This is a genomic window from Hyalangium ruber, assembly GCF_034259325.1.
Lineage (GTDB): Bacteria > Myxococcota > Myxococcia > Myxococcales > Myxococcaceae > Hyalangium_A > Hyalangium_A rubrum.
In genome coordinates this window covers 697,222-709,473 of the sequence record NZ_JAXIVS010000001.1, presented here as the reverse complement: position 1 = coordinate 709,473, position 12,252 = coordinate 697,222, and the positions used below count along the sequence as shown (strand labels likewise).

Genomic DNA, 12,252 nt, shown 5'->3' with positions numbered 1-12,252 from the left:
GGGCTCAGCGCTTCAGGTGCTTGATGGCCTCTTCGAGCAACGAAGCGACGCCTCTCTTGGCCACATGCACCACCTTGCGGTTCAACGGGGGCGCCGCGCTCGTGTAGTGCTCGCTCACCTTGTGGTGCAGCTCCGTGGCGCCCCACACCAGCACCAGGTCTCCCCACTCCAGGTCATGCCGGGCCCGGTCCGCCGTGCGGCGCTCCGTGCCGTCCACCATGCGCAGCTCCACCTGACTTCCCAGCCGCGCCTCCAGCTCCTCGCGCACCGCCGGCGAGCCGCCCACCACCACCATGCGCCGCACGCCCTTGCGGCGGCACGCCTCCAGGAACTCCACCACCGCGCGCTGGTTGTCCGAGCCCCCGCACCGCTCGCAGTGCGTCTTCGGCTCCACCAGCAGCGGCTCCCGTCCGCTCGCGTGCGCCACCTGCATGCACGCCGGCGCGCCACACACGCGGAAGAAGCGCTCGGTCAGCAGCGCCTCGGCGCGCTCGAGCTTCTGCTCGCTCATGCGCGCCTTCTTCGGGTTGATGACCTTGGCCTCCACCAGCGCCTCGCGCGCCCGCTCCCGCGAGTCCGGGAGGGTAATCCCTCGCTCGGCCAGCCACTCGTCGATATCGCGGTCGGCGCTCACGGGCGGGGTGGCACAGGCGGCGGCGGGGGGAACATCTCCTCCTGCACGGGCACCAGCCCGAGCGCCTCCCGCACCGGTCCGAAGCTGCGGCGGTGGATGGGTAGCACGCCCTTCTCCTTCATCGCCTGGAAATGCTGCGGCGTCGGGTAGCCCTTGTGCGAGGCCAGCCCGTAGCCCGGGTACTTCGCGTCCAGCTCCTTCATCATCCGATCCCGCGTCGTCTTCGCCAGGATGGAGGCCGCCGCGATGCTCATCGACAGCGCGTCTCCGTGGATGATGCCCTTCTGGGGGCAGGGGCACTCGGGGATCTTGCGCGCGTCCACCAGCGCATAGTCCGGAACCATCCCCAGGCCTTCCACCGCCCGCCGCATGGCCAGCAGCCCCGCGTGGTAGATGTTGATGCGGTCGATCTCCTCTACCTCCGCCACGCCCACGGCCCAGGCCACCACGTCCTTCTTGAGGACGGCGGCCAGCTCCTCGCGGTGCTCCTCATCGAGGATCTTCTTCGAGTCGTCCAACCCCTTGAGTCGGTAGTTCTTCGGCAAAATCGCCGCAGCCGCCACCACCGGGCCTGCCAGGGGCGCCATGCCCGCCTCGTCCACCCCCGCCACCCGCTCCAGGCCCTGCACCCACAATTCCTGCTCGTAGCGCAGCAGGTGGCGAAGCCGCTGACCCTCGGAGCGGTTCTGCTCCTGCCGGGCCCGGATGCGGCGAGCGAGCGAGCGAGCGCCTTGCCGGGAGTCTGCCTCCAGTGCTTCCAGGAGCCCGCGAGGTACCGGTTGGGCTCGCTCGAGGAAACGGTCAGTCAGCTCCGATAGGGGAGTTCGGAGGAGTTCTTCAACGCTCGGCATGACTCCCGAAGGCTAGCGAGCGGAAGATCTCCGGACAACCTATCGTTTCAGGCACGCCCGCCGGACAGCCTACCCTACAGGTCGTGGACTCTACGGGTTGAGCTGCAGTGTCACCGCCCCCGGAATGGGCGAGCAGTGGCAACCATCACACTGCCACTCGACCTCCAGGGGAGGAGAGACCTTGGCTCCGGCCGTGGCGTGGAGCCGCACGGTGCCCGCGCCCAACGACTCGTTCACCGCCCGGCTGATGCCCTCCTCGTTGGTGACTCCGGTGATGCTCTGGTTCGTCTCCAGATGGATGGCGGTGACCGTGGCGCCCTTGACCCGGGCTCCGTCGGCCGTCAACACCTCGACCCGCAGCGTGACGAGCTCCTCCTCGCAGAGGTCCCCCCCATTATCCACCACCGGTCTGTTGTCACACGCCGGCAGGAAGCCGAGGCCGAGGATCACCGCGAGGATGCGCAACCGAAACATGGCCCGAAGGTGGTGCTGCCCCCCTGGCGCGGCAACGTGAACCGTCAGGAAGTCATCGGAAGATGTGCCTGGGCGAAGCGCGCCTAACCCAACGCCTCGTCCCACGCCGCGCCCAGCCAGGCCTGGAAGGCGGTCTTCTGCGCCTCGGAGGGCTTGTCCACCCGGGTGAGGTACACCGCGTCCGCGGGCTTCTGGCCCAGCACCACCGGGAGCTCCATCAGCTTGTCGCGGCGGAACAGCGTCACCCGCACCGTCTCGCCTGGGCGTCGGTCCTCGCACCGGCCCACCAGCCCCGCCCCATCCACCTTGTATCCATCCAGCGCCACCACCTCGTCCTCGGGGTAGAGCCCGGCCTCCATCGCCGGCGAGCCGTCCACCACCATGGACACCGTGGCCTGGCCCCGGGTGGTGAGCCCCAGCCAGCCCTTGGGCTTCACCTCGCCGGTCTTGCGCGCCGGCGGCGTACCGCCCTTGTCCGCGGCCGAGTCGCGCACCCGGAAGCTCACCTCCAGGCCCACGTGCGAGAAGACGGAGTAGTCCAGCTCCTCGGTGGAGCGCACCGCCCGGTCGAAGAAGGACGTCAGGTCCTTGCCCGCCACCTCGTTCACCGCCGCCTCCACGCCTTCCTCCGTCACGCCCGAACCGTCTCCGTAGCGCTGCCACAGCAGGCGCATCACGTCGTCCAGGCCCTTGGCGTTGTCGGTGGCCCGGCGGATCTCCAGGTCCAGCAGGGCGCACACCACTTCGCCCTTGAGATAGTAGGAGATGGCGCTGTTGGGCGAGTTCTCGTCCGGGCGGTAGTGCTTGATCCAGCTCATCAGCGAGGCGTCGGCCAGCGTCTGCACGCGGCGACCCGGCGTGGTGTGCAGGTTGGTGAGCGTCTCGCCCAGGCGCGTGAGGTAGCGCTGGGCGGACATGAGGCCCGCGCGCCGCACGAAGAGGTTGTCGTAGTACGACGTCATCCCCTCGAAGGACCACAGCAGCGTGGTGTAGTTCTCCTGCGAGTAGTCGAAGGGCACCAGGGCGCGCGGCTTGATGCGCTTGACGTTCCACAGGTGGAAGTACTCGTGCGCCGCCAGCGTGAGGAAGTCCTCCCAGCCCCGGCTGCTCTGCAGGCCCGCGCGGGGGAACAGCAGCGCCGTGGAGGCCTGGTGCTCCAGCCCGCCGCGCCCCTTGTCCGACAGGTAGACGAGGAAGAGGTAGCGCCGCATGGGCAGCCCGCCGAACAGCCGCGCCTCGGCCTCGCAGATGCGCTGCAGATCCGAGGTGAGCTTCTCCGCGTCCGCCACCGTGTCGCCCCAGATGACCACCTCGTGGGGCACGCCCGCGGCGGTGAAAGTGTGCGGCGTGTGCGGCCCCACTTCGAAGGGGCTGTCCACCAGTTCGTCATAGTCCGAGGCGATGAAGGCCTCGCCCTGGCGCTCCAGCGCACAGAACGTCCGCCAGCCCTCGGGCTCCTTCACGGTGACGTGGTGGGGCAGGTGGCGCGTGGCCTCCGTATAAAGGAAGAGGGTGGCGCCGTTGAAGTAGCCGTGCGAGCCATCCAGGTGGCTGGTGCGCACCGTCAGCTCGTGGGCGTAGACGCGGTAGCGCAGGCTCACGGCCTTGCCACCCGCGCGGACGCGGAAGGTGCGCTTGTCCACGCGCTGCACGGGGAGTGCCTCGTCGCCCGGGCCCACCGCCGTCACGTCCTGGAGGTGTCGGGCGTACTCGCGGACCAGGTAGCTGCCCGGCGTCCACACCGGAAGCACGGCATCGAGCACCTCGGGCCCCGCCGGGAAGCGCGCCTCCACCTCGAAGAGGTGAGTGTGGGGGCGGGACATGGAGACGCGGTAGTGGACGGCTTCCGACATTGCCAGGGCTCTCCGTTGCGAGGGAGGCCCCAGATTACTTCGCTCGGACCAGGATGGCGCCGAAGAACCCATCCGTTCCGTGGGTGTGGGGCGCCAGCCGCAGGAACGGGCCGCGGCTGACCTTGGCGCCCAGCTCCGCGCCCAGCTCCTCGGCCACCGGGCGCACGGAGAAGTCCGGGTGGCGCGAGAGGAAGTCCTCCACCACCGCCTCGTTCTCCTCGCGGAGGATGCTGCACGTGCCGTAGATGAGCCGGCCGCCCGGCTTCACCATGGCGGAGAAGCGCTCCAGCAGCGCCTTCTGCCGCGCCACCTGGTTCTTCAGCTCCTCGGCGGTGACGCGGTAGCGCGCGTCCGGCTTGCGGCGGTAGGTGCCCGTGCCGCTGCACGGCGCGTCCACCAGCACCCGGTCCGCCTTGTCCTTCAGCGGGGCGATGGCCTCCTCGGCGGGAGCGCCCTCGGGAGGGATGACCTGCGTGCGGGCGTTGTGGACGCCCGCCCGGCGCGCGCGCTTGCGCAGCTCGTCGATGCGGCCCTCGTCCACGTCCAGGGCATGCAGGTCGCCCCGGTTCTTCATCTGCGCCGCGAGCTGCAGCGTCTTGCCCCCGGCGCCCGCGCACGCATCCACCACCCGGGTAGGAGGAGCATCCACCAGCATGCCGAGCAGCTGGCTGCCCTCGTCCTGCAGCTCCAGGAAGCCCTCGCGGAAGCTCTCGAGCGAGAAGACGTTGACGCGCGTCTCCAGCCACAGGCCCAGCGGGGACAGGGGCGTGGGGGTGCTCTCGACGCCCTCCTCGGCCAGGCGCTTCCTCAGGGTTTCGCGGTCGGTCTTCAGCGGGTTGAAGCGCGCGGTGAGCGGCGCCCGCTCGTTCATCGCCTCGGCGGCGCGCACCGCGTCCTCGCCAAACGTCTCCTGGAACTTCGCGGCCAGGAAGTCCGGCAGGGAGGCGGCGATGGGGAAGCGCTTCGCGGCGGGCAGGGCCTCCAGGGCCGCGGCGGCCTCGGGGAGCGCGTTCAGGGCGGCGGCATCCTCGCCCGACAGCGCCGAGTCGCGGGCCACGGTGGGGGTGCTCTCTCCATGGAGGACGCGCGAGGCGGCCAGCCGCAGCACATCCTGGCGAGTGGTCTCCAGCCGCTCGAAGCCGGAGCGCGCGCGGGAGAGCAGGTAGTCCACCGTGCGCTGGCGGCGCAGCAGGGCGTAGACGCGCTCGGACACGGCGCGGCGCTCGGTGGAGTACAGGTGCGCCTTGCGGCGCAGGGTGAAGTCGAGCGCCCGATCCGAGAGGCGGCCCTCGTGACGCACCAGGCCATAGGCCTCCAGGCTGGCCTGCAGCACCAGATCCTCCCGCAGCGGGCGGGTGGAGCGCGCCGAAGCCTCCTCCCGAGGGGCCGCTCGCGAGGGCGCGGGCCGGGAGGCGGACTTCTGGGAAGAAGGCGGGGAGGACCTCTTCGAGGAGGACTTCTTGGAGGCCGGGCGGTGCGGTCGTTTCATGGCGGGCAGTCCGTCGGCCATCGCATCCCGGCTGCCCGGTGGCAAGCACGCAGAAGCACAAGCATGGCCCCCTGGGCAGGCACTTCGAATTGACTGCCTGACTGATTCTTTTTGTCTGGCTTGTAAATCAGTAAATGCCGGAATGCTTGTTCGGAACCCGGGTTGTCTGAATCTCGCAAGTTTTCCTGTTTTCAGTAATAATTGGACCGCAAAGGGGCGGTATGCGCGACAACCGGGAAGACATCCAGAGGCTTTCCAGTGACCTGTACAGCATGCGGGGCATCGGCATCCTGCTTGTCGTGGTCGTGCATGTGCTCGGCGTAGACGCGACCCACGGGGTCCGAAAGCTCTTCGCCGCGGACCGGACCGACCTGCGGGTCGTGGTCGAATTGCTCCACAGCTTCAACATGGCGGTGATGCTGATGGGCTCGGGGGTGGCGGTGGCCGCCTTCGGGCGGGCGGACCTGTCGCTGTTCGACTTCATGCGCAAGAAGGTGAACAAGCTCCTCGTTCCGATGCTGGTGTGGGCGCCGGTCCTGTTCCTCATGCAGGAGCTCACGCGGGGCGCGGTCCACGGGCGCGAGGGCTGGCTGTCGGTGCTACTGCGGATGCCCACCACGTGGTTCCCCGCCTACTCCATCTTCTGGTTCGTGCATGCGCTGGTGGGCTGCACCCTGATGGCGTGGCTGTTCCGCAAGTACGCCGCGTCCGCGCTGGGGCGCTGGAGCGGGGCGGTCTACTTCGGCCTCGCCGTCCTCCTGCACCTGCTGGCGATCCCCTGGAGCGATAGCAGCAACGTGGGCGGCTACGTGGAGATGATCCTGTCCTGGAACCGCTTCTTCGGGCTGGGGCTGCTCGTCTACCCGCTGCTGCCCGCGGTGCGCCAGGCGATCGCCCGGTGGCCGGTGGCGCTCCAGGCGCTGCTGCCCACGGCCTTCTTCGCGCTGATCGTCCTCATCTACGCGGTGTTCCCCGAGGAGCTGTACCCGGTGGTGTGCGGCCTCAACGGTCCCCTGGGCTTCGGCATGCTGTTCTCGCTGATCGTCTTCCTGCGCCAGCGGGTCTCCGAGGGCGGCGCGGCGTGGAAGGAGGCCTGGAGCCGGCTCGTCTTCACGGGCTCCATCAGCATGACGCTCTACCTCTTCCACATCTACTTCGTCTCGGGGATGCGCATCGCGCTGGAGCGCTTGCACCCGGGGATGCCGCTGGCGGTGCATTTCGTGCTCGGGTGCCTCGCGGGCTGCGTGGGCCCCTGGCTCCTCTTCCAGGCCTTCAAGGGCCTGCCGCTGTTCCACTGGAGCGTGGGGCTCACCCTGCGCGTCCCCCGGGTGCGCGCGCCGGAGGGGCAGCCCGCTGAAGGGCTGGCCCAGACTCCGTAGCGGCTCTCGCTTTGAAGTGGAACAGGGCAGGCAGGTGTGGCGGGTGGGTCGTGGCAATCCTCACCACCCGTAGCAATCTGCCACAGCCCCACGGGCTCTCCGCCCTCTGTGCTCGCTCTGAGTGGAGGTTGGCACGGCGCCTGCTCTTCGTTCGGAAAGCCCCAACACGAGGAGGGCCCATGGCGACACATTGGAGGGCGAAGCAGACGGTGCGGAGCAACCCGCTGCGAGCCGAGCAGGCCCACCGGACTCCGCGGCCGCTGCGCGTGCTGCTGGGCGAGGACCAGTCGGGGCTCCGCTCCCTCATCCGCTCCACGCTGATGAGGGACGGCTACGAGGTGCAGGAGGCGGAGGATGGCCCCACGACGCTCCGCGCCCTCGTCGCCGGATTGCTGGAGGAGCAGCCACGCGAGTTGGATCTCCTCATCGCGGATGTCCGGATGCCGGGCTTCCCGAGCCTGGAGCTGCTGGCCCGACTGCGGCGCGAGAACTGGTTCACCCCCGTCATCTTCATCACCTCCTCGGAGGACACGGCGCTGCATGCGGAGGCGGCACGGCTGGGAGCGGCATGCGTACCCGACAAGCCCTTCGAGCTCGCGGACCTGTGGGCACGCATGCGCATGGTGCTGTCACCCGCGTAGGGCTCAGCGCCGCCGGCGGCGCAGCAACCCGGCCAGGGCGAGCGCACCCAGCGGGAGCAACGCGCCCATGGGGACGGTGGCGCACCCGGCGCTGGCGCCGCCCTCATCGGACAGCGGGGGATTCGTCCCCTGCGACGGACCGGGAGAGGGCTGCGGGGTGCCGGTGACGGGAGTTCCTGGCGTGGTCGGCACCTCGCCGGTGTCCGCCTCCGCCACGGCGACCTGGGTGGTGGCCGTGTCGCCGTTGGAGGCTGTCGCCGTCACGGTGTACTGGCCCGGCTCGTTATAGAGGTGCGTCACCTGAGTGCCCTCGGCGCTCTGCCCGTCTCCGAAGTCCCAGCTCACCGTGGTGTCGGAGGAGGGCGGGGTGGCGAGGAAGAAGGCCTGGTGCGGCGCGTTGCCCCGCTCCCCCTCCACGTCGATGCTCAGCTTCGCGGCGGGAGGAGGATCCTCGCGCGGCGCGAGCTGCTTCGTCAGGGTGAAGGAGTCGATCACCCCGCCCTTGGGCGTCCGGAGCTGGGCGGTGAGGGTGCCCTCGATGACGGTGACGTCGAGGAAGCCGAAGTCCGTGTTGTTGCGCTTGGCGCTCCACGCGGGCTGCGAGGCGGAGAATGCGCGCAGGGAGGCGCCGCCGCCGCCCACCACGAGGTAGGGGACGCCACGCTGGCCCGAGGGAGCCCGGTCATTTCCCAGCATGGGGTGGCTGCGCTCGTAGTTGTGGTCATGCCCGGTGAGGACGAGGTCCACGCCGTAGCGCTCGAACAGTGGCCCGAACTCGCGGCGCATGAGCAGCTGCGAGCCGTGCTCGCCGCTCGACCAGGGCGGGTGGTGGAAGTAGACGACCTTCCAGTCGGCGGTGCTGGCCGCGAGATCCGCCTCCACCCACTTCTTCTGCGCCTCCAGGGTACACAGGTCCTTGGAGGCCAGGCCGATGGCGCAGCTCGAGTCCAGCCCCACGAAGTGAACGTGGCCCCAGTCGAACGAGTAGTAGCGCTCGCCGCCGCTGGGGCTGGTGGGCAGGTAGAGGTTGTCCAGGTACGGCTGGGAGGCGTTGGTGACGTACTCGTGGTTGCCGGCCACCGCGAAGAAGGGCACCTCCGCGAGCAGCGCCGCCATGGGGGCGAAGAGATTGTTCTGGATCTCCGCCTCGGTGCCGGACGAGTAGGCGTTGTCACCGAGCGCGACGAAGAGCTCGGGCTGCTGGGTGAGCATGGCGGCGGCCACTTCCTTCTGGCTCTTGCCGCCGGTGCCGAAGTCGCCCACGGCCGCGAAACGCACCTTGCGCGTGCCGGGGACGGGCGCGGTGCTGAAGCGCTTGGGCTCGGTCTTGGCGCCGCAGCCTTCCACCAGGTAGGTGTACTCGGCGCCCGGCGTCAGCCCGGTGAGCACCACGGCATGCACACGCCCGCTTGCTTGCGAGCGGGCGACCAGGTTCGTCGCGCCGTTGATGCCGTAGCGGACCTCGGGCGAGCAGTTGGTGTCCAGCCGGAAGGCCACGGTGGCCGTGTCGGGGCCCACGCGTTGCAGATAGGGCGTACGCGTGAGGGTCGCCGCGTGGGCAGCCCCCGTGGTCAGAGTGAGCGCCAGGGCTAGAGCGCCAAGCGCGGGTACCTTCGCCAGATGCATGAAGCCTCCGACCCAGTGGAGTCTGGGTTCGGAGGCTCAACCGTTCACCGTTGGACCTCCATCCAACCTGGCGACTGGTCAGCAGGCGGACGGAGGAGCCCTCGGGCGGTCGCAATCTCCCGGAGCGGGCCTACTTCTTGATGTCGAAGGAGACGAGCTCCTCGTCGCGCTCGCCCGTCTCCTTCACCTTCCCGATGCCGGGCACGAGCCAGTAGGTGCGGTCTTTGGACTGCTTGTCGAGCCGGCGCCGCTGCAGCTTGATGGCGTTGGTGAAGGTGCCCGCCGGGGTGGACACGGTGTCGTTCACCGCGAGGACGGTCCATTCATAGGTGCGCTCCTTGCTGTCCTGGGAGCCGTCGCCCATGCGGGTCCACTCGGTGATGGTGTCCGCGTGCTTCCAGGTCATCGCCTGCTCACGGGAGATGGACTTCACGGTGGCGGCGGTGCCGCTGGCCGTGGTCCAGGTGGTGGCCCGGATGGGGATGCCGTCCTGGATGTCCTCCTCGCGCAGGCGAACCACGAGGCCGTTGGTCAGCTCCAACTGCCAGGACTGTTCCTCATAGGTCTCGGTGGCGCGTGCCTGGCGGCTGTGGACGAGGACGCCGGTCATCTTCGGCGTGATGTTCGGCACCTCGCTGGGGCCCTTCACCTCCACCGTCTTATGGAAGGTGCCCTGGTTGGGATCGGTGATGAGGTACGTCCAGGTCGAGCCCGTCGTGAGCGGCCAGAGGCTCTGCGTGACGGTGGGCTTGTTCTCCTCTCCAGGCGTCTCCGGGGTGCCCGGCAGCGCCACCGGCCCCCCTGGATTCACGGGCTGTTCTCCGGGCGGCAGGCTGCCCCCGCCACCACACCCCACCAGCCACGCCCCCGCCGCCAACGCGGCCACCACAGCCCTCTTCATACGAGTTCCTCCCGTCCACCTTTGGGGTTCACCGCGGTCCATCGCAGCCCACGCAGGGGCGCGCCCTCCGTCCGGCCCAGCGCCTGGGCGAGGGTCCCGGGTTCCTTCTCTTCCACTTCCAGCTCCAGCCGGCGCCCGTCGAAGTCGAACGCACAGCCCTTCACCAGCACGTTGCGCTCGCCCAGCGCCTTGCGCAGCGAGGCCTCCGCGCCGATGAGGTCATCCGCCTGCGCCGATAGCACCACCCGCTGCTTGGCGACCTTCTCCTCCTTGTTGAAGAAGTCGAGCACCAGCAGCAGCAGGGCGACGAACACCGTGCCCACGCCCGCCAGCCCCAGGCTGCCGTGCCCGCAGGCCATGCCCAGGCCGATCATCAGGAAGAGGATCGCCGCGTCGCGCGGATCCTTGAGCCCCGAGCGGAAGCGCACGAAGCCGCCCAGGCCCACCAACCCGAAGGCCTTGGCCAGGCTGTCGCCGATGACGGCGGTGATGACGGCGGCCGCGGTGCATAGGAGCACCTGGGCCTGGATCATCTCCGACTTGGGCATCGCCCGCCCCATGAGCGGGCGCCAGGGACGCAGCGACAGCACGGCGCCGATGATCACCGCCGCCACCATGCGCGGCAGGATGGCGCCCACGTTCAGCGAGGTGAACTCCTTGCCGACCTCGCTGAACAGCTGCGTGAAGGTAGGTTCCATGGCGCTCACCTAGACCGTGACCCGCGACTCGGTGCTGGCCGCCGGACGCGCCGTGCGCTCGGCCGGGGCCTCGTGCGAGGCGGCGATGACGCCATAGGCGTTGCGCAGGAGCGGCAGTCTGCCGGGCGCGGCGCTCAGGATGCGGACGATGAGCGCCTCGGCGCGTGCCGTCATCGGCAGCCCCTTGAGCGAGGACAGCACCGTGGCCGGCCAGCGCTCCGCGTACTGCTCGCGCAGCTGCCACGCGCGCGGATCATCCAGCCCGTCCAGCGAGTCGATGGCCTCCTTCGTCAGCGGAGCGCCGCGCTCGCGCAGCGCGAAGGCCTCGTCGGTGGTGAGGCCCGTGAGCGAGCGCAGCACCAGCTTGAGCGCCTTGCCCTCGAGCTGCTCGCGCAGGCCGTTGGCGAAGGGCGAGTCCAGGCCGGTGATGCTGCGCAGCACCGAGAGCCGGTCATGGGGCAGCAGCGCCTCGCGGAGCGCGTCCACCCGCTCGCCGCTCAGGCCCGTGAGGCTGCGCGCCACCTCGGCGTACAGCTTCTTCTGCACCCCCAGCTCGCGCACGGACCAGGCCGCCTCTCCGTCCACGCCCGCGAGGCCCAGCAGCACCTCGGCGAGCTTCCGGTCCCTCATGCCGCGCTCGCGCAGGGCCCAGGCCTCGGGGCTGTCGTTGCGCTTGAGACCCGCGAGCACCTCGCCCGGGGCCAGCTCATAGAGCTGCTCGCGCAGCGCCATGGCCCGAGGCGACAGGCTGGTGCCGAGGCTGGCCACCACATCCACCGGCACCACCTTGGCCAGCAGCTCACGCAGCGCCCAGGCGGCCTCGTCCTCCAGCCCCGTGAGGCTGCGCACGGCCAGCCCCGGGAAGCGCTCCACGGCCGCCAGGCGCCGCTGGTGCGCCGCCAGCCCGGGCATGCCGCCCAACATCCACACCGCCAGGGAGGGCTCGCGCACCTCCAGCGAGTCCAGCGCGTGGAAGAAGCGCTCCTCCACGCTGTCCACCGTCACCGGCTCCATCGGCACGGTGTTGGAGGGGGAGATGCGCTGCACCTGGGGCTCGCGCCCCTGCAGCCGCGCCACCACCGCGTCGACGATGCGCTGCTCCAGCACCCACAGCGGCTGCTCGTTGTTCTCGATGATGAGCCAGCGCGACGGATCCTTGCGCGCCATCTCCAGGAAGGACTCGCGCACACGCACCGCCAGCCCCGCGCCCACCAGCCCCTTGCGGCTGTCGCCGTCCGAGCTGCGGCCCTCCTTCAGCTTGCCCAGCCGCTTGCGCAGCCGCGCCAGGTCCGGCTCCACGTCCACGAGGATGACGAGGTCCGGCCAGAGGCCCTTCGAGGCCATGGCGCACGCCGGCGCCAGCTCCTCCATGGGCAGGCCGCGCCCGCCGCCGCTCAGGGCCAGCTGCGAGTACAGGTAGCGATCGCTGATGCACAGCTCGCCTCGGGACAGCGCGGGAGCGATGACCTCCTCGAGCTGCTGCGCGTCGCGCGCCAGGTTGAGGAAGAACTCGGTGCGCGGGCACATCTCCAGGAGCCGCGCGTCGCGCGTCAGCTCCCGGATGCGCCGCGCCGTGGGCGCCTGCAGCTCGCCTCCCTCGCGCGCGTGCGCCACCTTGTAGCCCAGCCGCCGCAGCCGGGCGGCCAGGAGGTTGGAGAGCGTTGTCTTTCCGCTGCCGTCAATGCCTTCGAAGTCGATGAACACGG

Annotated in this window: 11 protein-coding genes; 2 read left to right on the top strand and 9 right to left on the bottom strand. The window is 69.9% G+C overall.

The genetic code is table 11. The annotated features are described in order from the left end of the window. Window positions 1-4: 4 nt before the first annotated feature. From SYV04_RS02925 to SYV04_RS02905, 5 genes are all read right to left on the bottom strand, one after another. A complete protein-coding gene (locus tag SYV04_RS02925; RefSeq protein ID WP_321544025.1) occupies window positions 5-634 on the bottom strand; it encodes a hypothetical protein in 630 nt (209 codons plus the stop codon). After that, complete coding sequence (locus SYV04_RS02920) at window positions 631-1,485, bottom strand: ribonuclease HII (RefSeq protein ID WP_321544024.1); 855 nt, start codon at window positions 1,483-1,485, stop codon at window positions 631-633. The genes SYV04_RS02925 and SYV04_RS02920 overlap by 4 nt, the downstream gene beginning before the upstream one ends. 90 nt (window positions 1,486-1,575) lie before the next feature. After that, the gene (locus SYV04_RS02915; protein ID WP_321544023.1) at window positions 1,576-1,959 is read right to left on the bottom strand and encodes a carboxypeptidase-like regulatory domain-containing protein; all 384 of its coding nucleotides are present in this window, start codon (window positions 1,957-1,959) and stop codon (window positions 1,576-1,578) included. A gap of 83 nt (window positions 1,960-2,042) precedes the next feature. Then, window positions 2,043-3,812, bottom strand: coding sequence for a M61 family metallopeptidase (locus tag SYV04_RS02910; RefSeq protein ID WP_321544022.1), 1,770 nt, complete (start codon window positions 3,810-3,812; stop codon window positions 2,043-2,045). 34 nt (window positions 3,813-3,846) lie between these two features. Further along, window positions 3,847-5,301, bottom strand: a complete 1,455-nt coding sequence (locus tag SYV04_RS02905; RefSeq protein ID WP_321544021.1) for an RsmB/NOP family class I SAM-dependent RNA methyltransferase — start codon at window positions 5,299-5,301, stop codon at window positions 3,847-3,849. 221 nt (window positions 5,302-5,522) lie between these two features. On the opposite strand from SYV04_RS02905, the gene SYV04_RS02900 reads away from it, so the two are divergent. Then, window positions 5,523-6,680, top strand: a complete 1,158-nt coding sequence (locus tag SYV04_RS02900) for an acyltransferase family protein (protein ID WP_321544020.1) — start codon at window positions 5,523-5,525, stop codon at window positions 6,678-6,680. Window positions 6,681-6,859: 179 nt separating this feature from the next. Beyond that, window positions 6,860-7,321 (top strand): response regulator transcription factor, encoded by a 462-nt coding sequence (locus tag SYV04_RS02895; RefSeq protein WP_321544019.1) that lies wholly within the window; start codon window positions 6,860-6,862, stop codon window positions 7,319-7,321. Between the two features lie 3 nt (window positions 7,322-7,324). Here the strand turns inward: SYV04_RS02895 and SYV04_RS02890 are convergent, their stop codons facing one another. From SYV04_RS02890 to tmk, 4 genes are all read right to left on the bottom strand, one after another. After that, window positions 7,325-8,947: a metallophosphoesterase gene (locus SYV04_RS02890; protein ID WP_321544018.1), complete on the bottom strand. Its 1,623-nt coding sequence runs from the start codon at window positions 8,945-8,947 to the stop codon at window positions 7,325-7,327. Window positions 8,948-9,077: 130 nt separating this feature from the next. Next, on the bottom strand, window positions 9,078-9,848 hold the full coding sequence (locus tag SYV04_RS02885; protein ID WP_321544017.1) for a hypothetical protein: 771 nt from the start codon (window positions 9,846-9,848) through the stop codon (window positions 9,078-9,080). Beyond that, window positions 9,845-10,546, bottom strand: coding sequence for a DUF4956 domain-containing protein (locus SYV04_RS02880; RefSeq protein WP_321544016.1), 702 nt, complete (start codon window positions 10,544-10,546; stop codon window positions 9,845-9,847). The genes SYV04_RS02885 and SYV04_RS02880 overlap by 4 nt, the downstream gene beginning before the upstream one ends. 9 nt (window positions 10,547-10,555) lie before the next feature. Beyond that, entirely contained in the window at window positions 10,556-12,250 is a 1,695-nt protein-coding gene (gene tmk, locus SYV04_RS02875) for a dTMP kinase (protein WP_321544015.1), read from the bottom strand. Window positions 12,251-12,252: the final 2 nt, after the last annotated feature.